Raw genomic sequence first — 16,008 nt, forward strand, 5'->3', positions numbered from 1 at the left:
TCGGCACCGCCTCGGGGGAGAATGGGCCGGTGATGCCGTCCTACCGCGTTCTCGGTCCCAGCCAGGCCCTCCGGGCTGACGGCGGCGAGGCCGTCCTCGGAGGGGCACGCCTCCGGTCCCTGTTGGCCGCCCTGGCCGCCGCGGGCGGCCGTGGCGTCGGGACGGGCGAGCTGATCGCCCAGATCTGGCCGGACACTCCGCCCCGGGACGGGACCGCGGCGCTGCAGGCCCTCGTCGGGCGGCTGCGCCGGACCCTGGGGCGGGAGGCCGTGGTGTCGACGCCCGGCGGCTACCGTCTCGCAGCCGACCCCGACGACGTGGACCTGTACCTGTTCGAGCGGCTGGCCGCCGACGGGGCCGACGCGCTCGGGGCAGGGGAGGCGGAGAAGGCGGCCCGGCTCCTCGACGAGGCGCTCGCCCTGTGGCGGGGGCCCGCGCTCGCCGACCTGCCGGGCCGGGACGACGACCCGCTGGTCGTCCGGACCGAGCAGCGGCACACGCAGGCGCGCCGCGACCGCCTCGCCGCCGACGTGGCCCTCGGCCGGGCCCGGGCCGCCCTCGCCCCGCTGGCCGCCCTCGCCGCCGAGCACCCGCTCGACGAAACCGTTCAGGCCCTGCGCATCCGGGCACTGCGCGCGGCAGGCCGAGCGGCCGAGGCGCTCCAGGCGTACGACGAGGTCCGCACGGTTCTCGCGGAACGTCTGGGCGCCGACCCGGGACCCGAACTGCGGGAACTCCACGCGCGGCTGCTCGCCGACGACGGCGCCCCCGGCTCGGATCTCACCGCTCGGCTGCCGCTCCTTCCCGCCCGGCTCACCTCCTTCATCGGCCGCGAGACGGAACTCGCCACACTGGGCGACGAGTTGTCGCACCGAAGGCTCGTCACCCTGCTCGGTCCCGGCGGCGTGGGGAAGACCCGGCTCGCCCTGGAGGCGGTCGCGGCCCAAGGACGGCCGGAGGAGGTACGGGTCGCCGAACTCGCCTCCGTACGCGAGGGGGCGGACGTACCCGAGGCCGTGCTGACCGCGCTCGGCGCGCGCGAGACGCAGATGTGGAACGGGGCGGCGGCCGTGGAGACGACGGCCCGCGACCCGCTCGGGCGGCTGGTCGAGCACTGCGCGGCCAGGCGGATACTCCTCCTGCTCGACAACTGCGAGCATGTCGTGGACGCGGTGGCGGGTCTGGTGGAGCGCCTGTTGGCGCGGTGCCCCGGCGTGACGGTGCTCGCGACGAGCCGCGAACCCCTCGGCGTACCGGGGGAGTCCATGCGCCCGGTCGAGCCGCTGACGCCGGACAGCGCCCTGCGGCTGCTGGCGGCGCGGGGCGCGGACGCCCGGCCGGGGTTCGATCCCGAGGACGATCCCGAGGCGTGCGCGGAGATCTGCCGACGTCTCGACGGTCTGCCGCTCGCGATCGAGCTTGCGGCGGCGAGGCTACGCCTGTTGACTCCTCGTCAGATCGTGGACCGGCTCGACGACCGTTTCCGTCTGCTCACGTCGGGCGCACGCACGGTCCTGCCGCGTCAGCAGACCCTCCGCGCCGTCGTCGACTGGTCCTGGGACCTCCTCGACGAGCGGGAACGGGCCGTTCTGCGCCGCCTGTCGGTCTTCACCGGCGGCTGCGACCTGGAGGCGGCGGAGGCGGTGTGCGCGAGCCCCGGCACGCGCGACGGCCGCGACGGCCGCGACGACCTCGGCGACCTCGGCGACCTCGGCGACCGCGACGACCGCGACGGCCGCGACGGCCTTGCCGGCCGTGACGACCTCGGCGACCTTGACGGCGTCGACCACCTCGACGTCCTCCCCGTGCTCGGTTCCCTCGTCGACAAGTCGCTCGTCGTCGCCGCGCCCGTCGACGGCGGCGCCATGCGCTACCACCTCTTGGAGACGGTCGCCGAGTACGCGGCCGAGCGGCTCGACGAGGCCGGTGACCGGGAGGCCACCGAACGACGCCACCTCGTCCATTACCGGGAGCTCGCCCGTCGCGGTGACGCGCTGCTCCGTGGGCCAGGACAACGGCACTGGCTCCGGTGCTTCGAGCGCGAGCACGACAACCTGACCACCGCCCTGCGGACCGCCGTCGCCCTGGGGGAGGAACAGGAGGCGCTCTGCGTCGTCCTGTCGATGAGCTGGTTCTGGCAGCTCCGTGTCCGTCAGTCCGACGCCCTCACCTGGTCCGTGGCTGCCGCCGCCCTCGGTCCCGACCCCTTTGCCACGCCGGTGCGCCGCGCCGTACCCCTCACCGAGCGTCCCACCGGCACCCCGCCGCCGTGGAACGAGGAGCAGCTGTGGGAGGCCCGTCGCGACTGCCGGCTCGTGGTCCTCGCGTGCGAGGGCACCACCGACCTGGAGCGTCCCCGGACCCGGGAACGGCTCCGCGCCATCGTCTCCGCCTACCGCCCTGGCATGCCGCAGAACTGCCGCCAGCCGGGCTCCATGTGGTTCTTCGCGCGGCTGATGACGGGCGAGTTCACCAGCCTGGGCGAGACGCTGGAGGCCGCCGTCGACGCCTGCCGAGTCCACGGCGGGGAATGGGAACTCGCCTTCACGTTCCTGATGCGGGCCAAGTGCCTCGGCGAGCGCCCCGACGACGCCGACCAGGCCCTCACGCTCTTCGAGGCCGTCCAGGACTCCTGGGGCGTCGCCGAGTCCCTCGCCGCCCGAGGCGAGGCGTACGAGCGGGCGGGCCGCCTCGCCGACGCGGCCGCCGACTACGAACGCGCCATGGCGGGCGCTGCCCGGCTCGGCGCCCGCACCCAGGTTCCCGTCTTCAAGGCCCGGCTCGCCGATGTACGGCTTCGGCTCGCCACCGACGAGGCCGCGCGGTCGGACGCCGAGAGCCTCCTCGTGTCCGCGGCCGAGGAGGCGGGGGAGTGCGGTACGGAGGCGGTGAGCACGGCCCGGCTCCTCCTGGCCCAGTACTACGGAAGCTCCGGGCGGACGGCGCTCGCCCGCGAACAGCTCCGGCTCGCCGAGCAGGAGTTCAGCGAGGTGACGCCCGACCTCTTCACCGGCACGGTGGGCGGGGTGCGCGGCTGGCTCGACTGCCTCGACGGTGCTTACGAGGAGGCGGCCGGACAGCTCGCCCGCGCCGTCGAGGCGCTGGAGAAGCTGGCGTATCTGGTGGCCCCGTATCTCGTGGTCAGCCAGTTCGCGACGGCCGCCTGGGCCAGGGCCGGTCTCGGCACGCCGGGCTCCGCGGAGGACGGGGCACGGCTCCTCGGGGCGTACGACGCCCTGAGTGCCACCGCCGGCGGCGTCGGCTTCCTGCCTCTCACGGCACGGACCGAGGCGTCCGTCAGGGACCGCGCGGAGCGCGCCCTGCGCGCGGTCCTCGACCCGCCGACCTACGCGCGGCGGTACGAGGAGGGCGGCCGCCTGTCTGTGAAGGAGGCCGCCGTCCTGGTCCGACGCCACGCCCCACCGGGCCCGGATGCGCGAGAGGGGTCCGGCCAGGACAATGGCCATTGCCGGAAGAACTAGGAGGCGGCATGAACGCTGAGTCCGAGAAGACATCTCCGGGGGAGAGCCCGACGCCCGACAGCCTTTTGCATGCCGGGTCGGAGGGTGAGTTCACGGCGGAGGACCTGGTCCTCGCCTCCGGTCGTGACGTGAGTCCGAAGAACCTGGCCTGGGCGGAACGCCGTATGGCGGAGAAGGGCCGCGCTTCCCTGGACGAGCTCCTTCCCTAGCCTCACCCCGCCTGAGCCGGGACGCTCCCCTCCCGCGGGCGGGCAGCCGGCTCAGGCGGGACGCGGCGGATCGATCTTGGCACGCACCGCGGCGCGGTGCGTTTCCTCGCGCGCGTCCGGCGATGTCGAGTCTTCGGTGCCCGACTCTTCAGGCGCTCTTCGGAGGGTTCAGCGGGTTCAGGTGGCGATCGGCGCTTACGGAGGGTTCAGCGGGCGATCGGAAGACCGCGGTCCTCCTTGACGCGCTTCATGATGATCTGCGAATTGACCTCGGTCACGCCCGCCAATGAGGTGAGGCGCTCGATCCACAGCTGCTCGTACGCGGCCAGATCGGCGACCGCGATGCGCAGCAGGCAGCCGGGGCTGCCGAACAGACGGTAGGCCTCGATGACGTCCGGGATGTCCTGGAGCGCCTCCTCGAACGCCTGGACGGTGTCACGGTCCCGCCGCACCTCGATCGAGACCAGGACCTCGAAGGCGCGGCCCACGGCCTCCGGTGCGATGACGGCGCGGTAGCCCTGGATCACCCCGTCCTGCTCCAGCTGACGGACCCGGCGCATGCACGCCGAGGCGCTCAGCCCGATCCGCTGGGCGAGCTCCAGATTGGTGAGCCGGCCATCGTCCTGGAGCTCACGCAAGATGCTTCGGTCGATTCGGTCCATCACGCAATCATGCACCGCGCGAGAGGGTCACTCGAGCGAACTTCGCAATCGTGTTGCGCGGCGACTGTCCTATTGTTTCGGCGGCGACGGACCGCCGAACAGCTGTACGTCTCCTGGACCACCGCACCACGACTCTCCCGAGGCAGACTCCCATGACGCGCGACGACCGGACCCGGCGGATCGTTCTCATCAGTACCGGCGGAACGATCGCCAGTCGCTGGCAAGGCACCGGTTACGCCGCCGACGCGCCCGGCGACGACGTCCTCGCCACCGCCGCGCTCCCCGAGGGCATCGCCGTCGAGGTCGTGGACCTGTTCAACGTCAACAGCTCCCGTATGACCACTCGCCGGCAGCTCACCCTGCTGCGCGCGGTCCACGAGACGCTGGCCGACCCGGGCGTCGACGGGATCGTGATCACCCACGGCACCGACACCCTGGAAGAGACCGCCTTCCTGCTCGACCTCCACCACGAGGACCCGCGCCCCGTCGTGCTGACCGGCGCGCAGCGGCCGCTCGGAACCGCCGACGGCGACGGCCCCGGCAACCTCTGCGACGCCCTGCAGGTCGCCGCGAGCGTGCGCGGGCTCGGCGTGCTCATCGCCTTCGACGGCCTCGTCCACGCCGCGCGCGGCACGGTGAAGACCCAGACCCTCGCCGTCGACGCCTTCTCGGACCCCTCCGAGCAGCCGCTCGGCAAGGTCGGCTTCAGCCAGGTCCACGTCCAGCGCCGGCCCGACCGGCCCGTCCCCCTGCCGCTGCCCATGGCCGCGTACGCGGCCGGGGACATGCCGGGGGAGCCGTACGTCACTCTGCCGCGCGTCGACATCGTCACCCACCACTCCGACGGCGACCCGCTGCTCCTGAACGCAGCCGTCGCCGCCGGCGCGCAGGGCATCGTCCTCGTCGCGACCGGTGCGGGGAACGCCACCCCGGAGATAGCCGCCGCCGTCGCCGACGCGGTCGCCCAGGGCGTCCTCGTCGCCGTGACGACCCGGGTCCCCGCGGGCCCCGTCGCCGAGATCTACACCGGGGGAGGAGCGGTCGACCTGGTCGCCGCCGGCGCGCTGCTCACCGGCACCCTCCGTGCGGGCCAGGCGCGCATCGCGCTCCTCGCTGCGATCCTCGCCGAGACGGACCCGGCGCGACGCGCCGAGGTGCTCCGCCCCCTCCTCGACGGCCCCGTGCGCCCGGAGCCCGCCCTGGCGGCCGGCGGGTCCCGCTTCTCCGCGGGCTGACACCTGTCGGCGCAGCGGCTCACGGCGCCCGGCGGGGCAGCGGCTCGCCGCACCTCGTCGGCGCCGCACGTCGCACCCGGCGGCGAGGCGACACGTCGCACCCGGCGGCGCAGCGGTTCGCCGCAGCCGCCGCTTCAGCCGCTCGCCGCACCTTGTCGGTGCAGCGACTCGCCGGCGCACGGCGCTCACGCCGTAGGTGCTCCGTCGGCGTAGCGGCACGCCGGGGCACCCAGCGCTCACGCCGCACGTACGCCGTCGGCGCGGCAGCATGTCGGTACCCCGGCGCTCGCGCCGCAGGTCCTCCGTCGGCGCGGCGGCACGCCGGAAAGGCCTGCCCTCGCGCCGTGCGCCTCCGCAGCACCCCCTCACTCCGTACCTCCTCCCTCAAGCCCCCACGCCCTCACGCCCTCACTCCGCACCCCCACCCCTCGCTCCCCCCACCCCTCGCTCCCCCCACGCCTCGCGGGGGCACGTCCTCACCCCGCCCCGTCGTTCTCCCCACCCTCCGCCCACGAGCAAAGGCCGCCGACGCCATGCACCCCGACCCGTCCCTGTCTCCGTCCCCATCCCCGTCCCTCTCCGCCGAGCAGGCCCCCACGCGCCGCGAGCACGACCTGCTCGGCGACCGCGAGGTGCCGGCCGACGCGTACTGGGGCATCCACACCCTGCGCGCCCTGGAGAACTTCTCGATCACGGGCACCCGCATCTCCGCCCACCCGGAGCTCATCGGCGCGCTCGCCGCCGTCAAGGAGGCCGCGGCCCTCGCCAACCAGGAACTCGGCCTGCTGCCGGCCGTCAAGGCCGACGCGATCGTCGCCGCCTGCCGGGAGATCCGTGCCGGCCGCCTCCGCGACCAGTTCGTGGTGGACGTGATCCAGGGCGGCGCCGGTACGTCGACGAACATGAACGCCAACGAGGTCGTCGCCAACCGTGCCCTGGAGCTGCTGGGACACGCCAAGGGCGACTACCACCGCCTCCACCCCAACGAGGACGTCAACCTCGGCCAGTCCACCAACGACGTCTACCCGACGGCGATCCGCGTCGCGACGATCCGGGCGGCCCGTGAACTCCTCGCGGCCATGGCCGTCCTCCAGGACGCCTTCGCCCAGAAGGCCATGGAGTTCCGCGACATCGTCAAGATGGGACGTACGCAGCTTCAGGACGCGGTGCCGATGACGCTCGGCCAGGAGTTCTCCACGTACGCCGTGATGCTGGACGAGGACCGCAACCGGCTCGCGGAGGCCGTCGAGCTGATCCACGAGATCAACCTCGGCGCCACCGCCATCGGCACCGGCCTCAACGCCGCGCCCGGCTACGCCGAGACCGCCCGCCGTCATCTCTCCGAGATCACCGGCCTGCCGCTGGTGACCTCCGCCAACCTGGTCGAGGCGACCCAGGACTGTGGCGCGTTCGTCCAACTCTCCGGCGTGCTCAAGCGGATCGCCGTCAAGCTCTCCAAGACCTGCAACGACCTGCGGCTGCTCTCCTCGGGCCCGCGAGCCGGCCTCAACGAGATCAACCTCCCCGCGGTGCAGGCCGGTTCGAGCATCATGCCCGGCAAGGTGAACCCGGTGATCCCTGAGGTCGTCAACCAGGTCGCCTTCGAGGTCATCGGCAGCGACATGACCATCACCATGGCGGCGGAAGGCGGTCAGCTCCAGCTCAACGCCTTCGAACCGGTCATCCTGCACGCCCTCTCCCGGAGCATCACCTCGCTCCGCGCGGCCTGCGTCACCCTCGCCGAACGCTGCGTCTCCGGGATCACCCCCAACGTCGACACACTGCGCGCCGCCGTGGAGAACTCCATCGGACTGGCCACCGCCCTCAGCCCGTACCTCGGCTACACCGCCGCCACCGCCATCGCCCGGGAGGCGCTCGCCACCGGCCGCGGCGTCGCCGAACTCACCCTGGAACAGGGACTGCTGCCGGCCGAGCGGATCGCTGAACTCCTCACGCCGGAGTACCTCACCGGCTCCCGCTGAGGCCTGTACGAAGGCAGTACGAGGGGCCGGGGGCTTCCCCATTTATGGAACACGTTCTACCGTGGCGGCCGTCGCGCGCACCGCACCAGGACGCCGCCACGGGAGGCCCCCATGCACCTCGAGTACACGCCCGCCCAGCACCGTCTGCGCGCGGAGCTGCGCGCGTACTTCGCCGAGCTGGTCCCGGACAACGTCTACGCCCGCTACGGGGAACCGGCCGCTCAGAAGCGGTTCTACCGGGAGACCGTGCGCCGGCTCGGGGCGGACGGATGGCTCGGGGTCGGCTGGCCCGTCGCGTACGGCGGGCGCGGCCTCGGCGCCATGGAGCAGTTCATCTTCTTCGACGAGGCCGCACAGGCCGGCGTGCCGTTGCCGCTGATGGCCCTGAACACCGTCGGCCCGACGATCATGCGGTACGGCACCGACGAACAGAAGGAGTACTTCCTCCCCCGGATCCTCTCCGGGGAGATCGACTTCGCCATCGGCTACAGCGAGCCCGACGCCGGCACCGACCTCGCCGCGCTCAAGACCCGCGCGGTGAGGGAGGGCGACGAGACCACCGGCCATTACACGGTGAACGGCCAGAAGATCTGGACGACCAACGGCGACACCGCCGACTGGGTCTGGCTCGCCGTGCGCACCGACCCGGAGGCCCCGCCGCACAAGGGCATCACCATGCTGCTCGTGCCGACGACCGACCCCGGCTACTCCTGCACCGTGATCAACACCCTTGCCTCGCACGACACCACCGCCAGCTACTACGAGAACGTCCGCGTCCCCGTCTCCCGGCGCGTCGGCGAGGAGAACAAGGGCTGGCGCCTGATCACCAACCAGCTCAACCACGAGCGCGTCACCCTCGCCGCCCACGGCACCATGGCGATCCGCGCCCTCCACGACGTCCAGCGCTGGGCGGCCGACACCAAACTCGCCGACGGCCGGCGGGTGATCGACCTCGGCTGGGTGCGCCGGAACCTCGCCCGTACACACACCCGGCTCGACGCGATGAAGCTCCTCAACTGGCAGATGGTGAACGCCGTCGAGCACGGCACCCTCACCCCCCAGGACGCCTCCGCGGTCAAGGTCTACGGCTCCGAGGCCCGCCGCGACGCCTACGCCTGGCTCATGGAGGTCGTCGGCTCGGCCGGCGCCCTCAAGGAGAGCTCGGCCGGCGCGGTCCTCCACGGCGAACTGGAACGCGGCTACCGCTCCGCCGTCATCTTCACCTTCGGCGGCGGCAACAACGAGATCCAGCGCGAGATCATCTCCTGGATCGGCCTGGGCATGCCTCGCGTCCGGCGCTAGGGAGTTGTCACGTTGAACCGTAGTGGGAGCAGACGCTCCCACGTCCCGTCGGCCGACCACAGCGGGTGGCGTTCATGGAGGCGTTCCATGCTCCGAATCGCTCGGGCAGGTCACGCCACTGCACCCCGGTCCGCACCCGGTGCAGGGTCCCGTCGTCGCGCTCAACGGGGGCGCCGGGCCCGGCTGTCCGTGCGGCGGACGGCCTTGCGTACGTATCCCACGGCGGCGGACCCGGTTGCGAGGGCCGCCGCGACCGGGCCGGTCCACCACCAGCCGTCCGTCATCCGTGCCAGCGTCAAGCCGACCACGGCGAAGGCACCCGTGGCCAGCACGGTGACGGCCAGGTGCGGCAGGGCCTCGTCCTGTGTGCGTGCCAGATCCGCGTCGACCCGCTGCGTCGCGCGCGCCCGCGCCTGCCGGCGCCGGACGTCCATAGCCAGCAGGGCCTCGGACACGGGAGGCGACTCTTCACGGCGAGGCTCGGCGTCGTGGCCGCGGCCGTCACGCGGACTGCCGCTCGGTGTCGAGGACATGCTCCACCTCATCCTGTTCGGCCGGTCACCCGGTCACGCGGTCGCCCACTCAGGGCGTGATCGGCACCCGGCCGGCGGCCAGCAGGGCGGCCAGTGCCTCGATCAACTGCCGGTGCTCGTCGACGAGCTGTCCCAGTTCGGGGGCGTCCACCGACAGCATCCCGAAGTGCCGGGTGCCGTCGACGACCGGAGCAGCGATCACCGCCGTGTAGCTGTTGGCGGAGGTCGGCCGCAGATGGCTGATCCTGCTCGCGATCCCGTCCACGACCCACACTTGGCCGACGTCCAGGATCTCCGTCCTGATATGAGTACCCCCGGTGCTGGCACTGGGAATCACCGTGCGCGGGGACGCGGCGTTCGGAGGGTAGAAGCCGGTGAGCCGGAAGTCCCCCGCGGGGTCCAGTTCGTAGTAGGCACTCCGTGCCCGTGCCGGGGACATGGGGCCCGTCAGTTGGTGGGGCACGCGGACCAGAGACCCGCGCCGGCCTGGCGGGCGGCGGTCTGTGCCTCGCTCATCGTCTTCCAGTGCTTGTCGTTCGGCTCGAACAGCACGGCCTTGGCGTGACCGCTGCGCACCAGGGACTCGTTGACGAAGACGCCGCTCTCGTTCCACACGTACAGGAGATGGCGGTCGTAACGGTCCTTGAGCTCGACGTCGCTCTCCGTCCGCAGCGTGCTGCCCGGCGGCAGCAGCTCGGTGGTCCGGGCCGTGGCCTGGCGGCTGTAGCAGGCGCCACGCTCGGGGGTGTCGACCTCGAGCAGGCGCACGTGGGCGACGGTACCGTCGGGGACGACCCTGCCGGTGCCGCGCACCTCGATCGTGTCGCCGTCGATGACGCGGATGACGATGGGCCCTGGCGGCGCGGCCTGGGCGGGGGTGACGGGTGTCAGAACACCGAGGCTCACCAGCGCGGTGACCGAGGCCAGGACGGCGGTCCGCCTGCGGGAGGAAGGCTGCACGGCGACCCCTCTCGACGGGGTTTTTCTGTGCCAGTACAGCACTGCGGCGGTGGTCACGCGACCGCGCTCAGGGCGCCCGCGAGGCGATGGTGACGCCGGCGAGGCCGTTGCACATCTCCGCGCGGCGCCGGCAGCGAGTCCCGAAGGGCCGGGCCGTCATCGGCTGGACCGCGGCGCGCGCGTTCCCGGTCGCCGACTGACGCCACCTCCGCATGCGATATCGACTGCGTGCCGGTCATCTCGGCGCAGAACCGCGTGAGTTGTGTGGATCGTGGCGGCACATGGGCCGCTTGTTCCGCCTGATTCCTGGGAACTGATGAACCGACAACCTTTCATATGTGGAAGGCGGGGGCGCACGCCAGGTCCTCGGTCGGCCACGAGAAACGGAGTTCGCAGGATGAAGAGAACGAGAACGGGGATGCGCCGGTTCGCCGCGTTAGCGAGCGCGGTGCTCACGATGTCGGGCATCGGACTCGTGGGCGCACCGCCCGCCGCCGCTGTCGACTACTACTACGAACTCCCCTATCCGGCCGGTGAGTCGTACCAGGTCACCCAGGGGCCGGAGGGCACGTACTCCCACACCGGGCCGTACAACGAGTACGCCTGGGACTTCGGACTCCCCGCCAACTATGAGGTCTCCGCCTCTCAGGCCGGCACCGTGCTCGTGTCGGACTGGTCGCAGTACTGGCAGAACGGCATCGAGGTGATCATCCGCCACTCGAACGGGCGGTGCACCCACTACGCGCACCTGAACCGGGCGATCTACAACACCGGCGACTGGGTGCCGCAGGGCCGAATCATCGGCTGGTCGGGGAGTACGGGATCGTCCACCGCTCCGCACCTCCACTTCCAGGTGATCGACTGCAACACCCGGGTGGGCATCGCCGCCACCCTGCAGGGCACGACGCCGCGCACCGGCTCGTGGCCCGTCAGCGTGAACTCCCGCGCCTGACCGAGGCCCCGGGCCGCGCCACGATCGGCGCGGCCCGGGGCCGCCACGAGAGCGGTGGGAACATGACTGTCTGAAAGCTCGGGCGTCGTCGCGGAGAGCCAACCGCATCATTGCGGCCGACAGCGCCTCGGCCGCGAGCCGAACAACCGGCACGAGCACCCCGAGCCATGGCCACGCGCTCTGAACAGGACGTAAAAGCACGTGCCTAGAGCCAATTCGCCCACCCGAAGGTGAAGAGGTAGGCCCTGCGCCATCCGTCCACGCTTCGGATGCCTCGAAGGAACATGACGGCGAACGCCGCAAGGAACAACGCTGCGAAGGCTCCAGCAACGAGGGCCGCAACGCCGGGAGTCGCGAAATAGCCCACGATCACACTGGCGACGACCACGGTACCCAGACCGAAGTGCGCGGCGGGCAGGTCGGCCCGGATCACATCCCGCGACGCCTTCCGCGTTGCCCTCAGGTCGGAGTCGTACCGCTCCCCCGCCGCTTCCGAACCGGCGGCGGGGCCTTCAGTCCACTGCTCCACCATCATCCCCCCGTCCTGTCTGATCGCAGCCTAGCGGCGTGAGAGAGGAGGCACCGAGCAGCCGGACGTCGGCGTCAAGGCCGGCTGGCGTCCTGGAAAGTTTAGTGCGGATACGTCCAACCCGGCACCGTCACCGCCGCTGCCCTGTTGATATGGCTCCGAACTCGACCGCGACAGTAGATCCACCGTCGGCCCTGCGTGTGCGATCAGGATGTTCCCGGGGCGGTGCGGTTGTCGGGGATGTCACGGGACGTGGTGGAGACGGCGACGGTGTTGGCCGTGACGATCACGGCGATGGCCGACCAGGAGGCGGTGTCGAGGTGCTGGCCCAGGACGGCCAGGCCGATCAGCGCGGCGAAGACGGGGTTGACGCTCATGAAGACGCCGAAGAAATGCGGCGGCACCCGGCGCAGCGCCAGGAGGTCGGAGACGAACGGTACGGCTGAGGAGAGCACCCCGGCTGCCAGCGCGCAGCCCAGCGCCGCCGGTGTGGGCGGCCGATGCCAGAGGACCCACGCGCCCACCCGGCAGATACAGGGCGCCGGAGACCAGCGCCGCGGCGGCCGAGCCTTCCAGGCCGGGCAGGCGGGCGCCGACGGTGCGGTTGCACAGGATGTAGCAGCCCCAGCAGACCGCTGCCAGCAGGGCCAGGCCGATGCCCAGGTAGTCGGTGGAGGGGGTGGGGCGTGCCAGTACCGCCACCGCTCCCGCCGCGGCCAGGGCGGCGACGAGGTCGATCCGGCGGCGGGAGCCGGCCAGGGCCACGGTCAGCGGGCCGAGGAATTCCAGCGTCACGGCCAGCCCGAGCCCGATCCGCTCGATCGCCGCGTACAGGGACAGGTTCATCGCGGCGAACACCAGCGCCAGCGCCAGCACCGGACGCCACCGGGCCGCCGTGAACTCTCGCAGCCGCGGCCGGCCGGCCGGCCCGAGTACGGCGGCGGCCACCCACTGGCGCACCGCCACCACACCGACGGGCCCGAGGGGGGAAGGCGAGCACCCCGAGACCGAACTGCGTCTGGTCCGCCACAACAGCCCCACCGGCGGCCTCGCCGAAGGGCGTTGCGACCTCGCCGTGGTCCGCGCCCCGCTGGACCTCACCTTCTGGTCCCACGCGCTGATCGGCCACGAGGCCCGGTATGTCGCTCTGGCCTCCGACGATCCCTGGGCACGTCGCCGCGGCATCCGCCTGGACGAGGTCTTCGGCCGCACCCTGGTGATCGACCGCCGCACCGGGAGCACCACCCTGGATCTGTGGCCCGAACATGATCGGCCCGCCGTCGAGTACACCCACGACATCGACGACTGGCTCGCCGCCATCGCCACCGGCCGCTGTATCGGCCTCACTCCGCAGGCGATCGCCGCCCAGTACCGCCGTGACGGCATCACCTACCGCCCCCTGCGCGACGCCGACCCCGCCCGTCTACCTCATCTGGCGCACCCACGACGCCCACCCGGCCACCCACACCGCCATCGCCCTCGCCCTCGCCACCGAGCTCTACCGATAGGGAGAAGAACCTCGGCACGCCCGCCGATGAATCGCGATCAGTTACTCGCTGTGGACGATCTGGATCAGGTTGCCGCAGGTGTCGTCGAAAACGGCGGTGGTCACCGGGCCCATCTCCAGCGGGTCCTGGGTGAAGCGCACCCCGAGCTCGCGCAGCCGGTCGAACTCCGCGTGCACGTCGTCCACGGCGAAGGACGCGGCCGGGATGCCGTCCTGGACCAGTGCCTCCTTGTACGGCTTCACCGCGGGATGGCCGTCGGGCTCCAGCAGCAGTTCGGTCCCGTCGGGGTCTTCCGGCGAGACCACGGTCAGCCACCGGTCCTCGCCGAGCGGAACCTCGGTCTTCTTCACGAAGCGCAGCACGTCGGTGTAGAAGCGCAGGGCCTTGTCCTGGTCATCGACGAAGACGCTGGACAGGTGGATCCTCATGGGTGCTCTCCCGGGTATCGGGCCTGAGCCACCGGGTCACGATGAGCTCAAGGGGTTCGGTGTTCAGATCGTGGAACTTGTAGCGGCCCTGGCGCCTCGAAAGGACCAGACCTGCGGATTCCAGCACGGCCAGGTGCTGGCTGATCGCCTGGCGGGACAGGCTCAGCCCGTGCTTGGTCACCAGCCGCGTGCATATCTCGAAAAGGGTCTGGCCGTCCCGTTCCACCAGCTCATCGAGGATTCGCCGGCGGGTGGGGTCGGCCAGCGCCTTGAAGACGTCCTCCGCCATGACCACCACGATAGGCAAGTGACGGCTTGCCTATCAAGTCGGGTGCGCACGCGCCGTTCGTGCCGCCACGCCGATCCGAGTCCCAGTCCGAGTCCGAGTCCGAGTCCGAGCCGACGTCCGCATGAGCGAGGGCGAGGCGTGGCGGCAGCGGCCCCTCGATCGATCCGCGCGGGGGTGTGTCACCTGCGGCAACCGGTCCGGAGCCGGCGAGGTGCCCGCGCATCCTGACTCCCTTACGGGTGCTGGCAGACTGACGGCCGATCCGATCGCGGAGCAATGACAGGGAGCGACCACATTGAGCGTCAGCGTCGAAGGACAGATAGACATCGCGGGGCCGGTGGGCAAGCTGCTCCACCGGCGCCCGCTGAAGAACGCCACGGTCATGCAGTCGTTCGGCGTGGAGCCGGTGACCGGTGAGATCTTCGTGATCCAGGTGGCGGAGGGCGGCCTGACCCTCGCCGGAGAGTCGGGGCCGGTCAGCTACGCCGACCGCGCGGCCCATGGCGACCTGTGCGTCACCCGCCTCACCCAGGCGGGGGCCATCACCGGACACATGTATCTGCGCGGCTTCGGTCACGGCGTCTCCATGGGCGTCGAGAACCGAGACGGTGTCACCCGCCTCTGGACCGAGACCGCGTCCAAGCCCACCCAGGACGGAAAGACCGGCTTCGGCACGGCGGTCACCCACTTCGAGTTCCGCTCCGGCACGGTCCTCGACCACGGCTCCTCACTCCACTCGACGCCGTACACCCCCGCGGCCGGCGCGACCGGTGTCACCTGCACCATCGACCCCACCACGAACCGGCTCATCGTCCGGTTCGGTTCCAACGGCATGCACTTCGAGTCGTACGACCTTGCCAAGGCGGCGGCCGGGGTGTGGGAGCCGATCGCGCGCATCGCCCAGCCCGACCCGAACGGAACCTTCCAGGGGTACGCCTCCCTCGGAGGGGTCGTCTACCTGCTCGCCGGACAGGCCATCGCCGAAGACAACCCGGCCAACCCCTTCCCCGGAAACACGTACCTCACGGCCGTCGACTGGGCGACCGGTGCCGTTCTCGACCAGCGGCTCGTCCTGGCCGGCCCCGGCCTGGTGTACCGCGAGCCCGAGGGCATGGCCGTCTCGATCCGTGACGGTGTACCGCACCTTCACTTCGGCTTCGCCTGCGAGAACCCCGCTCCCCGTACCTGCACCATCATGTCCCTGTCGGCGGCCCCTGAGATCGACGGCGTGAAGGTCCTCACCGACTGGCAGCCGCTCACCCTGGCCGCCGGTGTCACCGCCGACCAGAACGCCCCGAAGGGCCGGCTGATCAGCATCGCCGGTATTGAGACCCTCCAGCTCAGCGGGGGAGTGAAGGGCACCTTCGACATCGAACGGGTCATCGGCACGCTGCCCGACTCACTGACCCCCAGCATGGCCGCCTCCGCCTCCGTGCCCCGCAACAACCGCGCCGGTCGCTGTGTCGCCCGCGCCGAGGCGAGCCCGGACCGCCAGCTGCGGCTCTTCGGCGGGAGCGGCGACAACGTCATCACCTGGGCGCAGCTGGACAGCTTCAGTGCCGTCTGGCGCTGACACCACCACCCCTTCTTCTCCTTCCTGCCGCCCCTGTTCTCTTCCCCCTTTCTTCTCACGCTTCGTCAAGGAGTCGATCGACCATGTCCCAGAACCGCCGCAGCCTGCTCGGTGCCGCTCTCGCCCTGCCCGCCGCCCTGACCGTGGGGAGCCTGGTCACCGCCGCTCCGGCGGCGGCCGCCGCCGGGGGTGTCGAGGCCGGTGAGTGGGCCGACCTGATCCTGGAGCCCGGCATCACGCCGCAGACCGGTGCCACCCCGCAGGTCCGCGTCCTGACCCTGGCCGGCACGACCTACCTCCAGGCGCGCGGCGTGTTCAGCTGCAACCTGACCGCCGACGCCAAGGTCGCGACCCTTCCGGCCGG

At 71.7% G+C, this 16,008-nt stretch carries 14 protein-coding genes and 4 pseudogenes; 9 read left to right on the forward strand and 9 right to left on the reverse strand.

Features of this window, described 5'->3' with window-relative positions:
• Positions 1-32: 32 nt before the first annotated feature.
• Positions 33-3,482 carry a BTAD domain-containing putative transcriptional regulator gene (locus ABZY12_RS20650; protein WP_356892298.1) on the forward strand — a complete coding sequence of 1,150 codons (3,450 nt, stop codon included), beginning with the start codon at positions 33-35 and terminating at the stop codon, positions 3,480-3,482.
• A gap of 8 nt (positions 3,483-3,490) precedes the next feature.
• On the forward strand, positions 3,491-3,691 hold the full coding sequence (locus tag ABZY12_RS20655; RefSeq protein ID WP_356892300.1) for a hypothetical protein: 201 nt from the start codon (positions 3,491-3,493) through the stop codon (positions 3,689-3,691).
• A 206-nt stretch (positions 3,692-3,897) separates the two neighbouring features.
• Here ABZY12_RS20655 and ABZY12_RS20660 read toward each other — a convergent pair whose 3' ends face one another.
• A complete protein-coding gene (locus tag ABZY12_RS20660) occupies positions 3,898-4,353 on the reverse strand; it encodes an Lrp/AsnC family transcriptional regulator (RefSeq protein WP_356892302.1) in 456 nt (151 codons plus the stop codon).
• Between the two features lie 152 nt (positions 4,354-4,505).
• On the opposite strand from ABZY12_RS20660, the gene ABZY12_RS20665 reads away from it, so the two are divergent.
• The 3 genes from ABZY12_RS20665 to ABZY12_RS20675 all read left to right on the forward strand — a co-directional run bounded on the left by ABZY12_RS20665 (position 4,506) and on the right by ABZY12_RS20675 (position 8,872).
• Positions 4,506-5,588: an asparaginase gene (locus ABZY12_RS20665; RefSeq protein WP_356892304.1), complete on the forward strand. Its 1,083-nt coding sequence runs from the start codon at positions 4,506-4,508 to the stop codon at positions 5,586-5,588.
• Between the two features lie 533 nt (positions 5,589-6,121).
• Positions 6,122-7,570, forward strand: coding sequence for an aspartate ammonia-lyase (aspA, locus tag ABZY12_RS20670; RefSeq protein WP_356892306.1), 1,449 nt, complete (start codon positions 6,122-6,124; stop codon positions 7,568-7,570).
• A 111-nt stretch (positions 7,571-7,681) separates the two neighbouring features.
• A complete protein-coding gene (locus ABZY12_RS20675; RefSeq protein ID WP_356892308.1) occupies positions 7,682-8,872 on the forward strand; it encodes an acyl-CoA dehydrogenase family protein in 1,191 nt (396 codons plus the stop codon).
• A gap of 26 nt (positions 8,873-8,898) precedes the next feature.
• Here the strand turns inward: ABZY12_RS20675 and ABZY12_RS20680 are convergent.
• The 4 genes and pseudogenes from ABZY12_RS20680 to ABZY12_RS20695 form a co-directional block, all read right to left on the reverse strand.
• A pseudogene (locus ABZY12_RS20680) lies at positions 8,899-9,026 on the reverse strand (transposase); the annotation flags it as partial.
• A gap of 7 nt (positions 9,027-9,033) precedes the next feature.
• A complete protein-coding gene (locus ABZY12_RS20685) occupies positions 9,034-9,327 on the reverse strand; it encodes a hypothetical protein (protein ID WP_356892310.1) in 294 nt (97 codons plus the stop codon).
• A gap of 127 nt (positions 9,328-9,454) precedes the next feature.
• Positions 9,455-9,844: a GAF domain-containing protein gene (locus ABZY12_RS20690; protein ID WP_356892312.1), complete on the reverse strand. Its 390-nt coding sequence runs from the start codon at positions 9,842-9,844 to the stop codon at positions 9,455-9,457.
• A gap of 8 nt (positions 9,845-9,852) precedes the next feature.
• Positions 9,853-10,365 carry a thermonuclease family protein gene (locus ABZY12_RS20695; RefSeq protein ID WP_356892314.1) on the reverse strand — a complete coding sequence of 171 codons (513 nt, stop codon included), beginning with the start codon at positions 10,363-10,365 and terminating at the stop codon, positions 9,853-9,855.
• A gap of 397 nt (positions 10,366-10,762) precedes the next feature.
• Here ABZY12_RS20695 and ABZY12_RS20700 point away from each other — a divergent pair, with 397 nt between their 5' ends.
• Positions 10,763-11,317, forward strand: coding sequence for a M23 family metallopeptidase (locus ABZY12_RS20700; protein ID WP_356892316.1), 555 nt, complete (start codon positions 10,763-10,765; stop codon positions 11,315-11,317).
• 205 nt (positions 11,318-11,522) lie between these two features.
• Here ABZY12_RS20700 and ABZY12_RS20705 read toward each other — a convergent pair whose 3' ends face one another.
• Together ABZY12_RS20705 and ABZY12_RS20710 are read right to left on the reverse strand one after the other, a co-directional pair.
• Positions 11,523-11,852: a hypothetical protein gene (locus ABZY12_RS20705; protein WP_356892318.1), complete on the reverse strand. Its 330-nt coding sequence runs from the start codon at positions 11,850-11,852 to the stop codon at positions 11,523-11,525.
• Positions 11,853-12,052: 200 nt separating this feature from the next.
• Positions 12,053-12,876: pseudogene (locus ABZY12_RS20710) on the reverse strand (EamA family transporter).
• Between ABZY12_RS20710 and ABZY12_RS20715 the strand changes: the two are divergent.
• A pseudogene (locus ABZY12_RS20715) lies at positions 12,844-13,354 on the forward strand (LysR substrate-binding domain-containing protein); the annotation flags it as partial. The pseudogenes ABZY12_RS20710 and ABZY12_RS20715 overlap by 33 nt on opposite strands.
• A gap of 41 nt (positions 13,355-13,395) precedes the next feature.
• Here the strand turns inward: ABZY12_RS20715 and ABZY12_RS20720 are convergent.
• Both ABZY12_RS20720 and ABZY12_RS20725 read right to left on the reverse strand, forming a co-directional pair.
• Complete coding sequence (locus tag ABZY12_RS20720) at positions 13,396-13,782, reverse strand: VOC family protein (RefSeq protein ID WP_356892320.1); 387 nt, start codon at positions 13,780-13,782, stop codon at positions 13,396-13,398.
• Positions 13,748-14,071, reverse strand: coding sequence for a metalloregulator ArsR/SmtB family transcription factor (locus tag ABZY12_RS20725; protein ID WP_356892323.1), 324 nt, complete (start codon positions 14,069-14,071; stop codon positions 13,748-13,750). Before ABZY12_RS20725 ends, ABZY12_RS20720 begins: the two co-directional genes overlap by 35 nt.
• Before the next feature lie 295 nt (positions 14,072-14,366).
• Here ABZY12_RS20725 and ABZY12_RS20730 point away from each other — a divergent pair, with 295 nt between their 5' ends.
• Entirely contained in the window at positions 14,367-15,644 is a 1,278-nt protein-coding gene (locus tag ABZY12_RS20730; protein ID WP_356892325.1) for a hypothetical protein, read from the forward strand.
• Between the two features lie 83 nt (positions 15,645-15,727).
• Positions 15,728-16,008, forward strand: a pseudogene (locus tag ABZY12_RS20735) (hypothetical protein); the annotation flags it as partial.

Origin of the sequence: Streptomyces sp. NPDC006551 (assembly GCF_040611675.1) — a bacterium.
Taxonomy (GTDB): domain Bacteria; phylum Actinomycetota; class Actinomycetes; order Streptomycetales; family Streptomycetaceae; genus Streptomyces.